This window comes from Paenibacillus sp. EB106-05-06-XG162, from assembly GCF_058791655.1.
Genome location: NZ_JBYTDT010000001.1, coordinates 241,633 through 262,988, shown reverse-complemented (window position 1 = coordinate 262,988; position 21,356 = coordinate 241,633). Strand labels below are relative to the sequence as shown.

Below are 21,356 nucleotides of genomic sequence, written 5' to 3'. Positions count from 1 at the left end.
GATATTACCAAGTCCGCCAAGCTAGAATACCGGCGTTCATGCTGCGGCATGCATTCATGGCCGCTTCTGGCGTACAGAGTTGTTCACCCCAGGTGACGAGATAACGGAATTCATAGAATCCGCCAAGTGTCGCCGTAAAGTTCGTCTCCCAGTAGTTATTCATCGCCCATGAATAGAGATGTCCAGGATCCTCTGCCAATTTGGCATCTCCGTTCAACAGACGGAACTGATGATCTAATGAGCCGAGCTGAATGAGCGGTGTATCCGGCATCGCGATCGCAACACCGCCTTGATCCGCAACATATGCAGCCCCTTCACCTAAGCAATAATAATCCGCCAAGCTGCCCGGTAACTGATCTTTCCGAGGACGTACCAACGCGTCCATCTTGTCGATCCATAATTCCTCTGTCTCGCTAGTGATTGGACTTCCGAATGGAAGCGATATATATAGATTCTCTGGATCCCATACACTATCCTTGTGCATGCGAACAGCTACATCCACGCGAGGATGATTCGCATAAGCCGTGACGAATAGCGAATAATGCGAGCAGCCTGCAACTTCGAATGTAAGCTGTACTGTGCCGTATACATCACCTTGTGTCACGATTTCGACGTTCGTCAAGACACCTACCGAAATTTCCGCATCCGGTCCTTTACGGTTGCGTCCCATTTTCCGGCGAACCTCATACATGTCGATGACCTTCGCCGCACGCGTCACATCATACACCGGTGTGAAGGCATTATGATTCCGGTCGCTGCGAAGCATTTCTTTCTGCTTACGCTTATCGACCCAAGACGTGATGCCTTCCCCTTTCTTCCACGCAATGCGGACAAATGGCGTATCAATATACGTTGACGTGACCTTGAAAGGTCTCAGGACACTCGAGATATCCAGATCCATCATGCGGTCCGATCCGACGACATCGTTCTGGTAGGCGGTTCCTGGCTTGCCCGGTACGACGGCTTGAATATGAATCGTCTTCTCCTCGCCAGGCTGAAGCGTAACTGGAATGCTGACGATAACGCCGCGCGGTGCCACGCGAATCTGAGATGTGTAGACCTCGCCCGTTTTCACGTCCCGAACTTCGAACCCATCCTTGATCACATCGTGATGCCAGCCCTCCATAATGAAATGCGCGAAATCCTCCTGAACGTACTCGAACGGATTGTGCATCTTGAACTTCATCGGCCGATCCGGTGCGAGCAGCGCGTCCCCCTTATGCTCGAGGATGTCATACAACGCGCGATGCGCTGCCGTGCTGGCATTCGCTGCAAAAGCTTCCTTACGCAATCCCAATTCCTGCACGAACGGGTTCCACGGCTCCGTCACCGAGGAATGATAACCCCAGGTATGTTCGGCGAACAACGTCAATTGATATTCCATATCCTTCATCGCCTCGGCGGACACAATCTCACCGTTCGGATCCAAGCGTCTCACCTTCTGGTAAACCCGCTGCGCCTCGCGATAGACCTGCACATGCTTCGGTGTCGAGCCTACGCCATCCGTCCACCAATCCGGCCAATCGCCGCGGTGCACCGGAATGTCTTCTGGATGCTTCTCGGCATGATCCCGCACTTCCTTGAAGAAGTCGTCCAAGGTTGCAAGTTCAATGTAAATCCGATCGCCATGTTTCTCATTCCACTGCTGTATGAAGTCCATCACCACCGCATTCGGCGAGCTGTTGTCCGTCGGCAATCCCGAGAACATCACCGGCGCGAAACGGAAGGCATATCCGTCCTGCGTCAAGCGCTCAATGTATCGCTGAATCCGAATTTCCGCCATCTCGAATGTCATGCCTTTGCTTAAGTCGAGTTCGTCTTTGATCGTATACTTGCCGCCAAGACCTGGAACCAAGCCTAGATCATTGCCGAATACGTAATGCTCGCCATTCCACGTCAAGAGTCGTTCGCCGCTCGGCATCTCCCACCAGAACGGCTGCTGTTTCTTCCATAACGGGAACATCGAATGATGCGTATGAATGCAGGTGATCAAGTTCTGAATGCCAGCATCCAGCAGCACTTGACCGTATCCCCAGCTAAATCCAGTGATGTCGGCCGTCATCGCCGAAGTGACAGGAACTTGGATCGACTCGCCGTACTCGCGAATGCGCCCGATCATGGATTCGAGCAGTTCCTTCCCGATCAATTCGCTCATATTGAGATACGTTCCGGATAGACCGATATCCCCACGGCGAACGCCTTCTTCAAATTCCTTCTTCTCTTGCTCAGTTGCTTTCTTCAAGAAGGATTCGATCGGCCAGAAGGTTTCACATACCCACTTAAATCCTTTCCACTCCGGGCGTCTTCCCGACTCGATTTCCCGCAGAATATGAAGCGTCTGACGAATAAAGTCGACATGATATTGCTGAATTTTCTCCTGCCGTTCCGTATAGCCAACATCAGTATGCGAATGATGAATGGCGTAAATCTTCCATGGTTTAGTTGCTGTCACTATAAATCTCTCCTTTTTAATGGGTAGTGATCTATTCTTTGACCCCGCCCATGACCATACCTTTGACGAAATACTTCTGCAGGAATGGATAGAAGGCAAGAATCGGTAAGGCACCTACAAAGATTTGAGCCGCTTTGACGGTTCGATCCGATACGGTAGCAAGATTCTTCAACTGCTCAGCAGACATATTCGTCAAGCTGGCCTGCACGATGACAGTCTGCAAATAACTGGATAATGGATAGTTGTCCTGCGAGTTCATCAGGATGAGCCCGTCAAACCAAGCGTTCCAATGCCCCACGACGGTAAATAGTCCAATTGTTGCAATCGACGGCATGGATAATGGAACATAAATGCGCCATAACGTTTTCCAGTGGGTTGCGCCATCCACGAAAGCGGCCTCTTCCAATTCCTTGGGTAATCCCCGATAGAAATTCAATAATAGAATGACATTAAATACAGGAACGGCGCCCGGGATAATCAACGCCCAGATTGAATCCAGCAAACCTGTGGAACGAATGGTCATATACCAAGGAATTAAGCCGCCGCTGAAAAGAATTGTGAACACGAAATACCATGCATATCCCGTTCTGAATTTTAGTTCCCGTCCGCTCTTAGACAGCGGATATGCGATTAAGATCGATAGAAACATACTGAGCGCTGTACCTAGTACGACCCGCTTCACCGTTACCCACAAGGAGAGCAGGAACTCCCCCTTCGATAGCACGAACTCGTAGGATTTAAACGTAAAGTCTTTGGGCCACAACTTCACAATCCCGGCACTCGCTGCAACATTCGAGCTTAAGGAGACGGCAAAGATATGGATCAGCGGAATCAGGCACAGCACAGCGAGCAGGATAAGGAACGTATAGTTAAACACTCGGAACATTTTACTGCCAAGAGATTTTCCTTCTACCATGTTGACACACCTCTTATGCTAAAAAATTCGATAGTCTGCGATTTTGTATGCGAGCCAATAAGATATGGAGACGAGCGCGAATGAAATGAGCGACTTGAACAAGCCTAGCGCCGTCGCGACGCCGTATTGCGCGTCTATCAACCCGACCCGATAGATTAACGTATCAAGAATATCTCCACTCTCATATACTAGCGGACTATACAGGTTAAATATTTGGTCAAACCCGGCGTTCAACACATTCCCTAGACTTAATGTGGCCATCAGGATAATCACGGGCAGGATCCCTGGAAGCGTGATACTCCACGTCTGCTTCCAACGGTTCGCGCCATCAATGACAGCAGCCTCATACAGGCTTGGATTAATCGTGGTGAGTGCAGCTAAATAGACAATGGTGCTAAAGCCAAATTCCTTCCAGATATCGGATAATATAATCGTGAACGGGAACCAGTTGTTGTCCCCAAGGAAGAAAATCGGTTTGATCGAGAACAACCCTAGAAATTGGTTCACAAGCCCGTTCGAAGGCGACAAAATATCAATAAGCACGCCGCCAAGGATGACCCATGATAGAAAATGCGGCAAATATATCAAAGTCTGAATCCACCGTTTCACGAGGGTTTTGCCAATCTCATTCAATAGAATGGCAACCGCGATCGGAACGATTAATCCGAATATAATTTTCAACACTGCGATAAAGACGGTGTTCCACAAGACTTGATAAAAGTCTGGCATATCGAATAAATAGTGAAAGTTCTTTAACCCCACCCATTTGGAATGGAATAACCCTTTCGACGGAATATACTTCTCAAAGGCCATTATGGATCCGACCATCGGAATATAGCTGTAGATAAACACCAGAATGATGCCAGGCACTAACATCAAGTGGAGTGGAAGTTGCTTTTTATAGTTCTTTTTCAGCAAGATGTTCACTTCCTTATATTCAAATCACACGCTGTTACAATACAGAAGGGGTAAGTTGATCGACTCTTCCTACCCCTCTTTTAACCCTTTATTTATTTTTGCGAAGCGTTCCACTCGTTCACTTCTTTAGTGATTTGCTCGCCGCCGAGCTTCTTCCAATCTTCGACGAATTTATCGAATTGATCGATCGAAGCCGCGCCATACACAATTTTCGTGAAAATTTCGTTCTCCATCTTATCTAAGGTTGCCTTCTTCTCGCCCATCGTATCTGTCGGCGCACCGCCGTAACCTTCGGATACAACTTTACCCGCATCCCATAGCTTCTGGAGGACCATCATAGCTCCTTCAGGACCGCTCTGATAATTCTCACCGTAGAAATTCAAATCCCCTTCTCTGAAGGACATGATCTTATCGTACGTAGATTTCTCTTCCGGATTTAAGGCAGATGGGTCGTTATTACTCAAGGCTTTTGCAACATTTTGCGCACGCTTCAAATCTTTGTCCGGCGCAGACATATCAATCAATGCATATTTTGCAGTCGTAATCCCTTTACTATCAACGCCGTATTTCAAGTAGTCCGCGGAAGGACCGTACAGCTTCTCCATGAACCAGTTCGACATTTTGACGGCAACTTCAGGATGTTCGTAGCCTTTCTTGACGACGAAGTAGAAATTCGCGCCGAACGGCATTTGCACGGTTGCGTCTCCGCCGTTAACGGATGGAATCGGATACACGCCCCATTCCGCTTTGTTATTCTTCTTCTTGTTGTCTTGCAACGGCCATTGGGAAGCCCAGCTTGGCCCAAAGAGCACACCCACGCGATCATTGACGAGAGATTCCGCGACCTTGGATCCGTCTTTGACACCAAACTCTTGATCGAGTTCGCCGGCCTTGTACATTTCCGCTAATTTCGCGAGCGCTGTTTTAACCTCTGGCTGAATGCTGCCATATACGAGATTGCCAGCGTCATCCTTCTTCCAGATTCTTGGGTAAGCACCATAAGCATTGAATAAGCCGTTCATGGAAGGATAGCCATTCACGATTTCTTTGCCCAAGGCGACCCCGAATGTATCCTGCTTGCCATTGCCGTCAGGATCCTGCGTCGTAAACGCTTTCGTCATCTTCAGCACATCATCCCAAGTCTTCGGAGCCGGCAGGTTAAGCGCCTTCAACCAATCGGTACGTACCCACAGGACGGGTGTCTGTGCACCGATCATCGGCTCCGTCTTCGGCATCGCATACTGCTTGCCATCAAAGGTAGCCGACTGCAGAGCCATCGGGTCCTGCTCGAAAATGCCCTTCACGGCAGGTGTCGCATACTGCGTATAAACGTCCGTCAAATCCTCGAGCATATCCGCTTCGACCAACTGCTTCAATTGGGAGGAGTTGACCATCATGATGTCAGGGATTTCACCGGAAGCAATGGAAACATTGAGCTTCTGGAAGTATTGCGCATCGGTTCCTTTTACGATCCAATCGTATTTGAGGTTAATCCCCATATCCTTGTACAGGGCTTCCCAAGCGTTGTTCGATTCCGATTGACCTTCCGGATATTTAACGTCCTGCGTAATGAATTTCGCTGCCGTCAGATCAATGGGTGGGTCATATTTGCCTAACGGATCGATCGTTACATCCTGCTTGGTCTCGTTCGGAGTGGACTCTGTTGCCGCGTCCTTCTTCGTATCTTGACCGCAAGCAGATAATAAAACAGAGATGAGTAATAGACTAGCAAGCATGAAACTAATAGATTTAACCCTTTTCATATCTTGTCCCCCGTTTTGTGATAAGTATCGTAGCTACACTGTTATTATAAAATCCGCATGGGACAGCCAACTAGTTTCCGTTCATTACATTTGTATCTTTTATTTACTCCTTTTGATCTCTTTTGAGTTCCCGATACTCTTGAGGTGTGAGATTTGTAGCTTTTTTGAAGAAACGATGAAAATATTGCGATGACAAAAAGCCCAGCTCCGTCGCGATTTCGTGCACCTTGAGACGATCCTGCTCAAGCATCGTTTTCGATTTTTCCAGTCTCACGTCATTGATATATGTCAATAGCCCTTGCCCCGTCAGCTTCTTATACAGCCTCGACAGATACGAAGGATTGTGCCCGACAACTTCGCCAATTTTCGTTAGCGAGACGTCGCCGGATATATGGGTCGTGATATAATTCTGAATCTTGCGGATCAACTCATGCTCCTGCACATTCATACCAACCTGCTTCTGCTCGAAAATTCTTCTTGCCGTTAGAATGAATTCTTCACAGATCTGGTGCCATGTTTCAAAGCGTTCCATCTGCGTAAATTTGCCCAAATCCCGCTCTGACTTCGCGTCGTTGTCCGAATCCATCAGGCTGTGAGGCAGCAGAACCGACACCAGCAAGAAATACAATTCCAGCTGAACGCCGCTTGGAAAAGGTCCCGCCATTGAAGCAACGGACAACAATTCATCGAGCGTATCGAAAAAGGGCTCTTCGTGTCCGTTCTCCATGCAAGCTTTCAAATACTCGATTTTGTGCAAGTGAACCGAGGAGAGTCTCGCCTCAATGGATCGATCTTCGTCTTTAGCGTTTCTGTTCGGCTCGAGCAGAATAAGCTCTTTGCCAATTCCAAGTCCGCTATGGAACAGAAGGTTGAGCAGATCGAATTTCTGAGGCAGCGACGTCCATTCGACGGCATCCGTCGCGAGCGCAAGTGAAATGGGACGCTTCAGCAGCTTCAAGCATGTCTGTTGAATTTCTTCCAGCATGCCTCTTACGAATAGAATTGTTCTCGTCCATCCTTCCGTTGTCGGCTCAGCTTCAGCAGGTTGAAGGAACCAGGCCAATTTGTTCTTCTCATATTTCATCGACAGGGATCTCGCCATCGGCATTAGCAATTCGTTAGCGATATTATCGAGCGCAAAATAGATTAATGCGCGATCCGTCGCACTATGAATCTCGCCCCAGTCGTCAATGCGCACGATCAGGAGAAGACAAGGCGTATCAGCGGATAGCTTGATGTGTAACTCTTCGAATTTGTCGTCGATCGATGCGATCGTTGCAGGGTCCCCCTGTAAGATTTCACGCATGTATTGCTGCTGAAGATAAGGAAGCGCCAGCATCTTCTGCTGCTTGGCTTGAACGAAAAGCGAATCCATGAACCGCTCCTCCTCTAAGGAAGTGGCCGCGCGAAGAATGGATTCCTTAATTTTGGCATTCCCCTCCGTCTTCAGAATATAATCGACGCTGCCCTGGCGAATGGCTTGCTGAACATACGCAAAATCGCTATAGCCCGTTAAGAAGATGACCTTGCATTTCGGCCATTGCTTCATAATTTCCTGGTGCAGCTCCAGTCCGCTCATCCCGGGCATGCGAATATCGGAGAGCACAATATCCACCTTCGTGCGTCCTAACCAATCCAGCGCTTCTTGCGAGGTGGCCGCCGCATAGATCTCTAATTCTATCTCTGTCACACGATTGCATAATTCAACTAGTCCATTCAAAATCAACGGTTCGTCATCCACGATTAATATGCGATACATCCTTACTCAACCTCTTTCGATAATGGAATTTGCATGAATACGCCTAGTCCGCCCATATCATTGCGATAGACGGTGAGTCCGGAACCTGCGCCGAACTTAATCTGAAGCCGTCGATGCACGTTAATGATTCCGGTCGTCTCGATGCCGAACGAATTGTCCATGGCAAGTTTATCCGTTAGCTGCCCCAGCTCTTCATCCGTTAACAAGCTGCCGTTGTCTTCGAAGCGAAGCTGCAGCATCTGACCCTCTACTTGGTTCGATATGCGCAAGATGGCTCCCGATGGCTTCGATTCCAACCCATGCGTATAGGCATTCTCGATGATCGGCTGCAAAATTAAGCGCGGTACAAATAAGAAATCCGTTGGGACTTGGATCGGTTCGAACGCAACTTGGATTCGGTCGCCGAATCGCATCGATTGGATATTGATATAAGCTTCCGCATGCTTGATTTCTTGACTTAACGGCAATTCCGATTTGGCATCCCGAGTAATGAATTGAAAATAATGACCCAAATAACTGACGAACTCCTTCGCTTTGTCGATATCCTCGAATTCGATTAATTGATGCAGAATAAAAAAGCTATTGTATAAAAAATGAGGATTGATCTGGGACTGCAGCTGCTTCAGCTCGGATTGTTGGCTGCGAATTTGCTGTTCATAGACTTCTTGAATTAGTGATTGCAGCTGCTTGACCATCTTATTGAACTGATCGGATAAATCACTGAATTCATCGTTGCTCCCCTGCGAGGTGCGAATGGTCAAGTCCCCTTGCTCCACCCGCCGGAAGGCGGTGACCATCTTGCGCAGCGGATTGCGAATCGTTTTGAGAATCCAATACGAGAAGAGAACAATCACGATGACGGATACGATAAATAAAATCCAGAACAGCGCGTTAAACTTGTCAAAATCGCTCATGATAAACGCTTCAGGTGTATAGATCGCAAGCGTCATCTCATAGTCTTGAGACTTCTGTAGCGATACCAAATACCGCTGTCCATCATATTTCAGAATGTCGTTGCGACTGCTGCTCTCGATCTCACGCGACACTAACAACTGCAGCTCTTGGGTAAGCGACTGAATTTGATTATTCAAGATAACGTTGTTGCTGTCATGCAAATAGAGCAATGCGCCGCCCTGATCTACGACATTGGCCAAATCCTTGCGAATCATATTTTGATCGAGCTCAATTTCGATCATGAACGCCGGAGGACGATCCGATAAGGGTGACTCAGGAAAATAAGAATTCAATAAAATTTTGCCATTCCACCACAATAACGGCGACAATTGATGACGCATCTGAGACCGAATTTGGAGGAGTTGATCCATTGGAACGCCCTCCGCATAGGTACTCGGCTTAATTCGTTTGTCGATGGATGGGATATAGAAGGTAACATCCGCAATATAAGAGCTGGAATCCTTGAACAAGTTCAACTTTCGCTCCAAGCGCAAGATGGATTCCCGAAGCTCATTCTCCGACAAGGCTGGCGCTACCGTCCCCAGCGTCATGACATCCTCATCGACGATCAGGGACTGCTTATACTTATCTATTTTCCGAATCTCATCGGTCAATGAGGTCAAATAGAAATTGACATTCGTCTGCATCGACTGCAATATATGCTCCCTCAGACTATTGGCAACCTGATGGTTCAGAAAGATGCCTAACATATACACGGGTAAGATAGCGATCAGAAACCCGATCAACAGCTTGGGATAAATGGTGAACCGTTTCCTCTGCACCTGCATGATGATTACCTCCTCTTGTTACATGAAAAATACAATAAACATTATACCTAAGTGTTACCAAAAGTCTCTGTCCAATTTTACGCCATGACCATAAAAAGCAGGCACTCTCCAACCCAGAGTACCTGCTTTTTATGGCTTACGTATGATTTTTTTTGACGATATACAAATTCTAGTCATTCATTCCTGATAGTTCATGAGCATAGGGAATGGATTGAAACGCGCCTTTACGCTGAACCACGATCGACGAGAACTTACTTGCGAACCGAACCGCTTCGACGACATGCTCGATCTGCAACGGATCGTCCCCTTGCAGTTTTGTGCAGAAGGAACCGATAAAGCTGTCTCCTGCGGCCGTCGTATCAATCGCCTGAACTTTCTCGGCAGGAATAGGTACGTTGCCGTCCGGATGACAGATCATACTGCCCCGTTCACCGAGCGTGACAATGACACATCCCACGCCTTGCTGCATTAATGTCGCTGCACCTTGTACCATCGCTTCGTCGCGACTTGTATCGCAGCCAGTAATCACATGCATCTCGCTTTCATTCGGGATGAGAAAATCCGTCACTTGTAGCAGTTCCACCGGAATCTCCTTCGCTGGCGCAGGATTAAGCACCGTCACTTTCCCCTCCGCCTTTGCAATCGCAAAAGCATACTGAATCACTTCCATCGGCACTTCGAATTGCGCCACAATAACATCGGATGAGGTGATAATCTCTCTGGATTGTTCAACGTCCTGCGTGGTTAATCCCATATTCGAGCCAGCGCTGACGACAATCATGTTGCTGCCGCGGTTACTGAACAAAATCAGGGCTTCGCCTGTCGGCAAATTTGGATCCACAAGAACATGCTCGGTATGAATGCCTTCTTGCTGCAAGGTGGATACGAGCTGTCGGCCATTCTCATCTGACCCGATTTTCCCGATAAATTGTACAGCGGCTCCTAATCGTGCTGCAGATACCGCTTGATTGAACCCTTTTCCCCCGGGGCCAACCAGTTTACCAGAAGAAAATACAGTCTCTCCTTCTGTCGGGAGAGCTTCCAGCAGCAAGCTGGAATCCATATTCATACTGCCAAGTATGCATATCTTTTTCATCTTCTCTATCACTCCTATCCACTATGATGCTTATCGAGCCTTTGCTAGACACTCAATCGCCCATGCGCGGAATGCATCCACATCAATATCTAGACAAACCGTTGCATTCGGTTCTTTCTGATAACGATTCATCAAGTCTACGATCGTCGTACCTGCCGTGTAAGCACCAGCGGTTTCAACGTCAACGAAGCATTTCTGTGTTTTGAACAACTCCGGCTTCACAATATAAGCGATGGCGCATAGATCATGCATTTTAAGTCCTGTCTTCAAGCTGCCGCCACGGTAATGCTGGAACATCGAATACAGCATCTTACCCGTCTCATTCAGATCTCGAATCTCCACGACATTATCCGGCGTTAAGGTTGCTCGGTTGGTCACATCCAATCCGACCATCGTAATATCCAGACCCGATGCGAAGACCATCTTCGCTGCTTCCGGATCTGCCAAAATGTTATATTCTGCCGTAGGACTATGGTTCCCTGCGGATGCGGATCCCCCCATTAATACGATTCTCTCAATCCGGGATTTGCATTCCGGATACAAGGCCAGGAACAAGGCGATGTTCGTCAAAGGCCCAATCGGCACGAGTGTAACCTTCTCTTCGCTGTTCAGAATCGTCTCTCGAATCGCATTCACCGCATGCTCCGGATGAATGTTCTTCTTCGGCGCCGGAAATTCATAACCGTCCATACCGGACTCTCCATGAATTTCGCTTGCATCCTCGTAAGGAATGCACAAAGGCTGTCCTGCCCCCTTCGCTACCGGTGTATCTGAACCGAAGAATTCAACGAGCTTCAAGGCATTATTCGTCGTTTTGTCAACGGATACATTCCCTGCGACCGTTGTCAGAAGCTTAACATCGAGCGCCTCATGGTATACGGCCACGCCAATGGCTACCGCATCATCAATTCCAGGGTCCGTGTCAATAATAATAGGGATTCTCTTCACGTTCATGCTGCTCAGCATCCTCTCCATTTGAAGTCATAGAACCTATTCAACATATCTTCCCCAAAAGATCTGTAAAAAATATCAACTAATGTGTAACCGGTTACCTATTTCGATATCATGTTAATTCAATAGGAAAGCAATGTCAATACGTGATTATTGTTGTATAATAGCTGCATTCACTATAGTTTTTATGTAACCAGTACCATAGATGCACTTATCATGCTTAATCGATTACATATTACCGAAGGAGTTGAGGAAAAATCGCAACGATTCGAGATGTCTCTAAACTCGCTGGTGTTTCCGTGGCGACGGTTTCTCGCGTCCTGAATCAGAAAGGTTACGTCCACGAAGATACCGTGCAGAAAGTCCATAAAGCGATTGAAATGTTAAAATATGTCCCCAATGACGTCGCGCGCAGCTTATCCAAAAAATCTACCAAAACCATCGCGCTGTTCGTCCCGGATATCACGAACCCCTTCTTCAATGAACTAGCGCTTGCCGTGGAGAAGGTCACGCAAATGTATGGATATACGACGATTCTGTGTAATACCAATGAATCATCCAAGATCGAACGCCAATACATCCAGACACTGAAGCAAAAATATATCGACGGGTTTATTATGGCCTCCAATACACTTTCTGAAGACGAAATCGAACAATTGCAAGTCCCTATGGTCGCGGTGGACCGGGTTAGTTCGCCTTCTGTTCCTACCGTCTCTTCGAAAAATCGGGAAGGGGCTCACTTAGCTGTGCAGGCCCTTTTGCGGCAGAGATGTACCAAAATTGCGCATATACGTGGCCCTAAAGGGATCTGGATTGCGGAGGAACGCTGCCAAGGCTATCTGGATCTGGTAGAAGATCTGCCATGGTTCACGCCGAAGCTGGTCGTGAACGGGAACTTCCAGCTGAAGGCAGCCATCGAAGCTGTGAATAAACTGTTCGATGCGCATCCAGACATTGACGGGATATTCGCGGGCAATGACATGATGGCAATTGGCGCGCTGCGTGCGCTGCAGGAGCGTGGCATCCGCGTGCCGGACCAAGTACAGGTCATTGGTTATGACGGCATTCCGCTGGCGGAAATGGTCTATCCGGAGCTGTCGACCGTATCGCAGCCGATCTTTGAGATGGGGATGCTCGCCGCTCGTATTCTGATCAAGAAAATCGAGCAGCAGCCTTTGGACGAGGTGAATCACATGCTGGAGGTCGAGCTGATTCAGCGGGGAACGACGCGTTCGTACTAGGATCAAAGTGATGGAATTATCGAGTTAAAGATTGATAATAAGACAAAGCAGCCTTGGTTCGATACGGGTATCGAACCAAGGCTGCTTTGCGATCAAAATGTTCAGTTGTTTATCGAATATTTACTTACATCCGCCTTCGCACGAACCGCACGCTGCTTCATGATCCGATTGACTTGTTCAGAGCCAAATAGCATGCATACGACATAAATAGCGACGAATATCGGGAGGATCGCAACCGTCGTCTGCGAAGCGATCAAGCCGAGCGTCGGCGGCAGCAACGTCGTACCCGTATAGGCTACAGCCATCTGATAACCCATCAGCTTCTGCGTATGTTCTTTACCGAATCGTTCCGGGGTGGCGTGCAGCATGCAAGGATAGATCGGCGCAAAGCCTAAACCTACCAGCATAAAGCCGATCAGCGAGAAGAAGGGAGGTAACGGCAGAATAAGCAGAAAAACGCCAGCCAGCGCCGTTAACAATCCACTGCGGATCAAGACGCGATGGCTCACTTTTAACGTGACGAATCCCGTGATCAACCGCCCGATCGTAATGCCGCCGTAATACATGGATACCCATTGCGCCGCCACGGCAGCGGACACATCCTTGACGTTCACCAGGAAGCTGCTGCCCCATAAGCCTACGCTAGCTTCCGCACCGCAATAGAAGAGGAAGGTCATTAAGGTGAGCTTTACACCCTTCAACCGCATCGTAGGAATGCTCGCGCTTGCCTCCAGCTCAGGCGACAGCAACTCTTCACTCGCCGCATGGGTATGAACTTTCTCCATTCGTTTCCATAGCGGCAGCGTCACGAATAGCAAAATAACGAGCGCAAATTGAATGCTCGCAACGGTCAAATATCCGCTCCGCCATAAATCGTCTTGGCGAATAAATCCAGACATAATGATCGGACCCATGGTCGCTCCTACGCCCCAGAAGCAATGCAGCCAGCTCATATGATGCGCTTGATAATGCAGCGCGACATACTGATTAAGCGCCGCATCGACGGAACCCGCCCCTAGTCCGAGCGGTAAGGCGAGTATCATTAACCAACCAATCGAAGGCGCAAAGTAAAAGCCCAGTAATGCGCCCGCCGTCATCAAGCAGCTGATTAACGTGATCTTGCCCGTTCCAAGCCGCTTCAAGAGCATACCGCTCACTAGGCTAGAGACAATCGTCCCTGCGGCAATAATAATCGAGATCACGCCCGCCATACCGAACGCGGCCCCGTACTCAGCTTGCATGACCGGCCAAGCAGCGCCAAGCAATGAATCCGGTAACCCTAGGCTGATAAAAGATAAATAAATGATAATCAAAAATAACGTTGCCACCAAATCTCGCCCCTTATTTATTCGTGTCTAGATAACTTGATGCTCGGCTCGAGCGTCGCTAGCGTCCGTGCAACCATTCCCTCCAAGTAATCAGCTGTAAAATCTTCCGATACGATCACCTCTGGCACTGCGCTTACAGGCAGTTCAGAACTACACCGTTCAGCGATTCTGCTTCCACTTCCCTGATTCACGATGCTGCCGTATAGCACGACACGATCGGGGTTAATGACCGCGCAAATGGAGACGATTAATTGAACGATTGCCTGCTCCACTTGCACCGAAGAAGAGATGAAGGCGTGCTCCCCCCAAGGGATATTGAGCGGGATATTCGCGACTTCGCCAGCAAAGTTCCTTCTCCCCTTGAACAGCTGTCCGTTGATGAAGATCCCTGCGCCTGGCGGGAACCGATCCGGGAAGTAGAGATAGGCGACAGCTTCATCGGAATGGATTTGCGCACGTTCGCAATAACCAACCACAGCAGCATTGACGTCATTCTCCATAATGACAGGCATGCTGTATCGTTCCTTGAAGTGCTCTACCATCGAGACACCTAACAAAGCTTTATAGTCAGAAATGACGATTCTCCCTTTCCATTCCGCCCCAGGCAGCCCGATCCCCAGCGCACGAATCGCAGGGTAAGATGCGATCAATGTATCGATGATACGTTCGAAGCATGCCACATCCACTTGCGCGACGTCTTCTGCTCCTTCATGAATGATGGTACCGAGAAGATTCACAACGGTGCTGCGCATCAGAATCCGCCCTCCCGTCTCATATGGAAACAGCGTCAGAATATAGGCATAATCGCCGTTATATTTGTATCGCTGCGCAGGTCTTCCCCCGCCCGAAGCGCACAGTTCTGACTCCAGCACTTCCGATGTTTGTAGCAATTGCTGCAAGACCGTTCCAACCGTAACTGCGCTAAGGCCCGTGATGCTGGCTATCTGCTGTTTGGTCGCTTCCCGTTCGGCTTTTAACGCTTTACGAACGAGATTCATGTTCACTTCTTTGATCACCATGGCATTGCCGCCTATGTTTTTCACCGTCACACCTCGTTTCGAAAACACTTTATAAAAGTATTTTAATAAGTCTCTCCAATGTATGGGATTCTGCAAAAATTGTCAAGCGGAAAACGGGAGAACACCAACAGGCGCCGAATCGCTTCGGCGCCTTAATCGTTAGTGTTTATTAACTCGTAGATTTATTCGATGATCTTACTTGCCAGCGCTGCCAGATCACTAATATCGATCTTGCCGTCGCGGTTGAAGTCGGCCGCTTTGACTTTATTCCAATCTGGACTTTGCGCCGTTATGCCATAATGTGCTGCTAGAATTGCCAAATCCCCGATGCTGACTTTGCCGTCACCATTTAGGTCTCCAGACGTGCCGGTCTGCTGCGCAAGCACCTGAATTGTTAGCGTTGCTGCGCCCGTATCCGTTTCTTTCCCTTCCGCATCTCCGAGCACAGCATGTGCAATCCCGATCGTTCCGGTTGTATCCTGCTCTACCGGCTTCGCTTTGAAGCTGATTTCCGCCACTTGCGCTTCACCAGTCATCGCATGTTCCGCCCCTACGTTTGCTGCAATAATGCGCAATTGATTCCCTGTCACCTTGTAATCGACGATTTTGACGCTGTCGGTCAATGCCTTCACCAAGGCTACCTCCATCAAATTCGGGTCAAATGTCAGCTCCAAGTCCTCGGCGTACACCTGCTCGGCAACCCCTTTGAACCCGGCACGAACGGTGAACGTCTCACCCGCATTCACCTTGTCCGGTCCTGCTAATACCGATTGCTTCTGTACCGCTGGCGGCGTAGGATCTTTAAAAACGTTGATCTCCGCTGCCGACGCCCAGCCGTTGAAAGCTGCCGTTGCTTCCAGCTTGATATACTTGGCAGACACTGCCGCAAATGTCGCCGTCTTCAAGGTATTATCGCTTGCCCACGTTCCGCTTAAAACCTTAGTAAAGGTTGTGCCATCTGTACTGACATACACGTTAAATGCGGTAAAAATCCCGTTCTTATCCACTTGTCTTGGCAAGTAAGTCAGCTTGTTAATGTTGTAAGTACCGCCTAGATTCAAGGTGATCGATTGCGGCAGCTTATCGGATTTATCCCACTTCGTGTGCCACATGGTTGAAGGATCGCCGTCGATCGCTTTGGAAGCGGAAGAATTCTCTCCCACCGTTTCCTCGCTTGTCGCTGTTGCCGTCATCTGCGACTGCGGGATCAAGTTCGGGTCTGGCAGCTCCGATGGTCTGACTTTTCGCAGACCGATGTCATCACCATATACAACGCCTGAGCCGGTTGAGTTTTTCAACATATACATCGTTACGCTCGTCGCATTCACGCCTGTCGTAAATTGAATCATCACATGCTTCCAGCCGTTGCTTGTATCGGTGACGACCGTATGCCGATCCGCTCCGCCATAATCTTTAACCCCTAGCCATGCCTCTTCGCCGGATGCAACCTTCGCCCATCCCGAATACTCATAGGTCGTATTTGGCTGCAAGCCAGTGATCACCTGTTCGATGCCGTTCTGTCCGGCGCCAAACTTCGCAGAACCGTCCGCCGTTCGCGTCGTCGCAAACTGGTCGCCCAGGTTAAGCATTGGGGCAAAGTGGTATGTAACATCCTTGTTGCCTGTAAGAACCCACCCATCAAGGTCAGCTTCGAAGCCATAGTTCAGGGCACGATTGCTATATTCAGGCAACGCATGTGTAAATATCGGGTCTGGCGGGTTGGTAAAATTGTGACCAGCCGTTCCATATTGTGTCTGGTTATAGCCTGTGGCGATATTATCAGCCGTAAACGCGCTGATCCCTGACGAAGCGCCGTTTTGGAAGGAGACTCCGCCTTCAACGATATTACTGCTAACTTCGTTGTTGTACTTGTAGTCGCCTGTATTCACGATGATCTTGGGTTTCGTTTGGTTTAGGTAGATGAAATTGTTGTCGGCACGCCCACCAATATAAAGGCCGGTCTCCGCATTCCACACGGTATTATGATGGATTAAGAAGCCATGTGTATTCGAATCCACATATACGCCTAGTTCGCAGCTTGTGCACGACTGACTGTCCATGTCATGGATCCAATTGTTCCGTATTTCTGTATTTGCTCCATCGACACGGGCAAAATAGATGCCCCCAAGATCATAGCTTAATTTCCCCGTACGTGAGATATCGTTGTATTCAATAATAGATTCCGTAAATTTCTCCCCGCCGATAATGCTTCTACCGGTGTTATAGAGCGTATTGTAGGACACCAAGTGCTTTTTGCCACCGGCTAGAGCAACACTCGCATTATACGTTCCCATATAATCCGTATCATGAATGAGGTTATTAATAACATTATTATTCGTCCCTCTGATCACGACGCCGTTTCCTGAGCTATATTTGATTTCGCTGTCTCTGATCGTGTTATAGCTTCCCGACAAGTCGATCCCTGTATCATCATAGGAATACGCCTTTTGTAGACCAATGGTATGCGACAGATATTCCGCCTTGATGCCTTTGATCATGATGTGATCTGCATCCTTCGTCGTTATACTTGCGCCTATTAACTGAACGCCCTCGATCGTGATATAAGAACGTCCCGTCAGATCAAAAGCGTATTTTCTCTTCTTGGCCTCCACGTCTAGTGTATTGGGATCCACGCCGCCTGGTGCAGAGAGATATAATGTTGACGCAGCACTGTCGTAATACCATTCCTTCTGCCGATCAAGCTGCCCTTTGATGCCGGCGATCATATATTTCACGCCACCACCTGGATTCGTGTACACGTCGGACCATGGAAGCTTATCAAATTTGATGGTCGAACCGCTGGAGCTATTTATTTTCGCCGATTGCGTTGACCACCATCCCTTAACAATCACCGTTGCTCCGACCCAATAATTGTCAGGCTTATTTAGCGCCGTATCGGTAATAGACGTTGCCGTACCACTCTGCATGGAGGCCCATCCTACATTAAACACATCCGCATCATTCGTCCAGTTGGGATACTGCGCCAAACGCATCATTTCTCCGTTGACAAATACTTGGTTCTCATCCCCTAGGTTCCAATTCATGGACGCCTTGTAGACGCTGCCCGTATCCTTCGTCCAACCTGTTACCGGATCGCTGCCGCTTATCGTGACCACTTCGCCCGAGAAGGCCTTATACGTGATCGGCGAAGTCGCTGTACCGTTATTCATCGGAATGATGGATTCATGATAGGTACCGCTTCGGATGACACAGGAATCGCCTGCTACCATGACACTCGATGCCTTTTGAATCGATCGGAATGGACTCTCCTGTGTGCCGGAATTGGTATCGCTGCCCGTTGTTGATACATAATACGTGTTCCCCGCAGCTTGAGCCTTAGGCGATTTTACAAGAAGAAAGCCAATACATAAACTGACAGCCAACATGATGGATAACGCTTTTCTGAACATAACTACCTCCCGCGATAAATTCATGTTTCATACTTGTTTATCTTGCTTCTGCAGTAATGCTTTCGAATGTAAAATACGAATCAGACCAGACGGCTGCTGATGTCCCCTCTCCTCCCTTCTTTATCTACCATATCTCCCTCCCAAAATTGAATTCAACTCCAAAAATTGCATCATTCAACGTTTTCTATTCAGTTGCCGCAATTGCATTACTATGCACCGAAATGCTGTATAAACCTGAGGATACAAGGTTCTCCAAAATTTGAAATATCTCTAATAATTGTTCACGTTTTGAAATTTTGTTGAGATTCTGTGACGAGTATAATACGATAGACTTCACTAAGACTTAAAGGATGGTCATTATGAAATTCATAATTTCCAAGAATAAATTAAGCATCTACAAAAAATTGCTAATTTCTTTCATCGGCAGCACCATCACCTTAATTCTTGTTCTCTCTTCCCTACTCTTCTACAATTACACTTCATCAACGACGAACATGGTGAAAGATATGAACGTGAATATTTTGTCCAAAATCAGCTATAGCACCGTGCACATGGATAATTTAGCCAAAAACTTCATCCAATCCTTATCGCTGAACAACCAGATCATTTCCTTCGCCAACAATAATCATGAAGATATTCTTACGATCAGCAGCGCGATCCGAACGCTCGGTGCGCTAACCATTCCGAATACATACATTCATTCCGCTTATGTCTACAACCGCAAAATCGATACATTCATCGCTACGCCTAACGACACGTTTTACAATAGCTCGGAATTCTTCGACCAAGATCTTATTACGCTCTTAAATCGTGCAGCCGAAGGTCAAAAAGTGCAAAATCTCTACCCCATCCCAAGACAAATTGCAAATGCGGATGGCAGTCACACCAGCTATACGAATGTTTATACCTATATTTTGTTCGATGCCATTGGTGAAGATAACTTTACGAATGCCATCATTCTTAATGTAGATGCCGACTGGTTAAGGCTTACGATTTCGGCACTCGATAAGAAGATGAGCAGCAAAGACAGCAATATAATGATTCTGGATGACAACGGCAATGTGGTAAGCGATCCGTCGCCGAACAAGTTCATGGACAACATGTTAGATCAGAGCTTCATACACAAGATCCTTGATTCCACTGAATCTTCAGGCAGCCTGATTGATCAAGTTCAGAATAATAAGGTACTGGTTTCCTATGTATCTTCAGATACTTTAAAATGGAAATTTCTTAGCATTACGCCGTATGATACCGTTTTTTCGAGCGTGAATCGAAACACGTTTATTACCATCATTTTCTGCCTAATCGTCATGCTGCTCGGGGTCATTTTTGCCATTCTGGCCTCAAGGAAGCTGTATCAGCCGATCGGAAGGCTAACGTATCGGATCAAGCAGAAATGGAATCCACAGGACAATCCCGACAAAATATCGGATGAGTTCGGCTTCCTTAGCAACGCTTTTGAAGGAATGATGGATCACGCGAAATTACTCGAGACCCTGAAGCGAGAAAGCACGCCGCTCTTAAAAACGAATTATTTAAAAAACGTGATTACCGGGCACATTACCCCCTCGCTTGAAGCCTTTAACGCCAAAGAACCCGAGTTTCACATCGATGTGAACTTTGATCACAAGCTGTTTTTGTTCCTATTAAAAATCGATCATTTTCAAGCGTTTACGTCCAAATTCAATGAAAAAGACCGTGCATTGTATATGTACGGGATCGCGAATATCGCGAGGGAAGCCGCTTCCAAGCATTATCACGTCGAAGTCATTGAGACGGCAGCCGATCAAATCACCGTCTTGGCAGACCTGACATCGACGCCGGAAGGGCATGATGTATATGAACAATTTCAGCGTATTGCTGCCGATATTCAGCTACATACCGAGCATTTCTTCAAGATTTACTTGTCTATTACCTTGGGCTATGTGATCGAATCTGCGGATCAGATCAAACAAATCTATGACGATACCGTGATGCTGTCCATGTACCGCATGACATTGGGGCATGGCAGCATCATCACGCCGGATGTTCTGCAAGAGATCCACCAAAGTGCGCTAGTCCTTCCAGCGGCCAAGAGCAAACTGCTCATCGATGCGCTCAAATTAGGAAACGGAGACGCGGCGAAAGAAGCCTATCGCGACATCATTAGAACTGCAGAGCACGCTTCCTACGATCATATGATTTCAACGATTATTTATTTAAGCTTCACCATCTATCAATCACTACACCACATTGTCGACGGCGCTCAATCGAAGCTCAACTCCATTTCGCTCGGGTTCCTCAATCATGTCACGGCGTTAGAGACGCTGGCGGAGATCGAGACGACATTCTTCGAATTGTTCGATGAAATTATCGTGCTGAAGAATGGGGCGAAGGACAAGAAAAAGAACGAAATCGTCAATACCGCGATTCAGATCATTCACGAGTCTTACCGGGATAAGAACCTGTCGCTGACGAGCTGCGCAGAATCGCTAAACCTCTCATCCGTATATCTTGGCAAACTGTTTCGTAGCACGACCGGCAAGTCGGTAGCTGAATATATTGTGGCCGTACGCATGGAACAAATGAAATATTACTTGGAAGAGACGAACTTGCAGATCAATGAAATCCTCGACAATTGCGGGATCGAGAAATCGAACTACTTCTATACAACCTTCAAAAAATACTTCGGCGTGTCTCTAACGGAATACAGGCTCAAAATCGTAAAAACAAACCAGAATCACCACTCGATGTAACAAAACAAAGGCGTTCACTTTTAGAA

The 21,356-nt window shown here is 47.8% G+C and carries 13 protein-coding genes; 2 read left to right on the top strand and 11 right to left on the bottom strand.

The window, feature by feature from the left end; all coding sequences use genetic code 11:
- Positions 1-4 precede the first annotated feature (4 nt).
- From AC3WU2_RS00880 to rihC, 8 genes are all read right to left on the bottom strand, one after another.
- Positions 5-2,452 carry a glycoside hydrolase family 38 N-terminal domain-containing protein gene (locus AC3WU2_RS00880; RefSeq protein WP_492450486.1) on the bottom strand — a complete coding sequence of 816 codons (2,448 nt, stop codon included), beginning with the start codon at positions 2,450-2,452 and terminating at the stop codon, positions 5-7.
- A 31-nt stretch (positions 2,453-2,483) separates the two neighbouring features.
- A complete protein-coding gene (locus AC3WU2_RS00875) occupies positions 2,484-3,368 on the bottom strand; it encodes a carbohydrate ABC transporter permease (protein WP_492450484.1) in 885 nt (294 codons plus the stop codon).
- An 18-nt stretch (positions 3,369-3,386) separates the two neighbouring features.
- A complete protein-coding gene (locus AC3WU2_RS00870; RefSeq protein ID WP_492452132.1) occupies positions 3,387-4,244 on the bottom strand; it encodes an ABC transporter permease in 858 nt (285 codons plus the stop codon).
- A gap of 134 nt (positions 4,245-4,378) precedes the next feature.
- Positions 4,379-6,049 carry an extracellular solute-binding protein gene (locus AC3WU2_RS00865; protein ID WP_492450482.1) on the bottom strand — a complete coding sequence of 557 codons (1,671 nt, stop codon included), beginning with the start codon at positions 6,047-6,049 and terminating at the stop codon, positions 4,379-4,381.
- A 103-nt stretch (positions 6,050-6,152) separates the two neighbouring features.
- Positions 6,153-7,808, bottom strand: a complete 1,656-nt coding sequence (locus AC3WU2_RS00860; protein WP_492450480.1) for a response regulator — start codon at positions 7,806-7,808, stop codon at positions 6,153-6,155.
- Between the two features lie 2 nt (positions 7,809-7,810).
- Complete coding sequence (locus AC3WU2_RS00855; RefSeq protein ID WP_492450478.1) at positions 7,811-9,550, bottom strand: sensor histidine kinase; 1,740 nt, start codon at positions 9,548-9,550, stop codon at positions 7,811-7,813.
- 169 nt (positions 9,551-9,719) lie between these two features.
- On the bottom strand, positions 9,720-10,646 hold the full coding sequence (rbsK, locus tag AC3WU2_RS00850; protein ID WP_492450476.1) for a ribokinase: 927 nt from the start codon (positions 10,644-10,646) through the stop codon (positions 9,720-9,722).
- A gap of 30 nt (positions 10,647-10,676) precedes the next feature.
- Positions 10,677-11,600 (bottom strand): ribonucleoside hydrolase RihC, encoded by a 924-nt coding sequence (rihC, locus tag AC3WU2_RS00845; RefSeq protein ID WP_492450474.1) that lies wholly within the window; start codon positions 11,598-11,600, stop codon positions 10,677-10,679.
- 254 nt (positions 11,601-11,854) lie between these two features.
- Between rihC and AC3WU2_RS00840 the strand changes: the two genes are divergently transcribed.
- On the top strand, positions 11,855-12,838 hold the full coding sequence (locus tag AC3WU2_RS00840) for a LacI family DNA-binding transcriptional regulator (RefSeq protein WP_492452130.1): 984 nt from the start codon (positions 11,855-11,857) through the stop codon (positions 12,836-12,838).
- A gap of 101 nt (positions 12,839-12,939) precedes the next feature.
- On the opposite strand, the gene AC3WU2_RS00835 is transcribed toward AC3WU2_RS00840, so the two are convergent.
- The 3 genes from AC3WU2_RS00835 to AC3WU2_RS00825 form a co-directional block, all read right to left on the bottom strand.
- Positions 12,940-14,166 carry an MFS transporter gene (locus AC3WU2_RS00835; RefSeq protein ID WP_492450472.1) on the bottom strand — a complete coding sequence of 409 codons (1,227 nt, stop codon included), beginning with the start codon at positions 14,164-14,166 and terminating at the stop codon, positions 12,940-12,942.
- 17 nt (positions 14,167-14,183) lie between these two features.
- Positions 14,184-15,209: an ROK family protein gene (locus tag AC3WU2_RS00830; protein WP_492450470.1), complete on the bottom strand. Its 1,026-nt coding sequence runs from the start codon at positions 15,207-15,209 to the stop codon at positions 14,184-14,186.
- A gap of 158 nt (positions 15,210-15,367) precedes the next feature.
- Positions 15,368-18,595, bottom strand: a complete 3,228-nt coding sequence (locus AC3WU2_RS00825) for a discoidin domain-containing protein (protein ID WP_492450468.1) — start codon at positions 18,593-18,595, stop codon at positions 15,368-15,370.
- Positions 18,596-18,954: 359 nt separating this feature from the next.
- On the opposite strand from AC3WU2_RS00825, the gene AC3WU2_RS00820 reads away from it, so the two are divergent.
- Positions 18,955-21,330 (top strand): helix-turn-helix domain-containing protein, encoded by a 2,376-nt coding sequence (locus tag AC3WU2_RS00820; RefSeq protein ID WP_492450466.1) that lies wholly within the window; start codon positions 18,955-18,957, stop codon positions 21,328-21,330.
- Positions 21,331-21,356: the final 26 nt, after the last annotated feature.

Excerpts from the sequence above, each read along its gene's own strand:
- AC3WU2_RS00875 (WP_492450484.1), bottom strand. The coding sequence starts at position 3,368 with ATGGTAGAAGGAAAATCTCTTGGCAGTAAAATGTTCCGAGTGTTTAAC.
- AC3WU2_RS00870 (WP_492452132.1), bottom strand. The coding sequence starts at position 4,244 with ATGTTAGTGCCTGGCATCATTCTGGTGTTTATCTACAGCTATATTCCG.
- AC3WU2_RS00865 (WP_492450482.1), bottom strand. The coding sequence starts at position 6,049 with ATGAAAAGGGTTAAATCTATTAGTTTCATGCTTGCTAGTCTATTACTC.
- AC3WU2_RS00860 (WP_492450480.1), bottom strand. The coding sequence starts at position 7,808 with ATGTATCGCATATTAATCGTGGATGACGAACCGTTGATTTTGAATGGA.
- AC3WU2_RS00855 (WP_492450478.1), bottom strand. The coding sequence starts at position 9,550 with ATGCAGGTGCAGAGGAAACGGTTCACCATTTATCCCAAGCTGTTGATC.
- rbsK (WP_492450476.1), bottom strand. The coding sequence starts at position 10,646 with ATGAAAAAGATATGCATACTTGGCAGTATGAATATGGATTCCAGCTTG.
- rihC (WP_492450474.1), bottom strand. The coding sequence starts at position 11,600 with ATGAACGTGAAGAGAATCCCTATTATTATTGACACGGACCCTGGAATT.
- AC3WU2_RS00825 (WP_492450468.1), bottom strand. The coding sequence starts at position 18,595 with ATGTTCAGAAAAGCGTTATCCATCATGTTGGCTGTCAGTTTATGTATT.
- AC3WU2_RS00820 (WP_492450466.1), top strand. The coding sequence starts at position 18,955 with ATGAAATTCATAATTTCCAAGAATAAATTAAGCATCTACAAAAAATTG.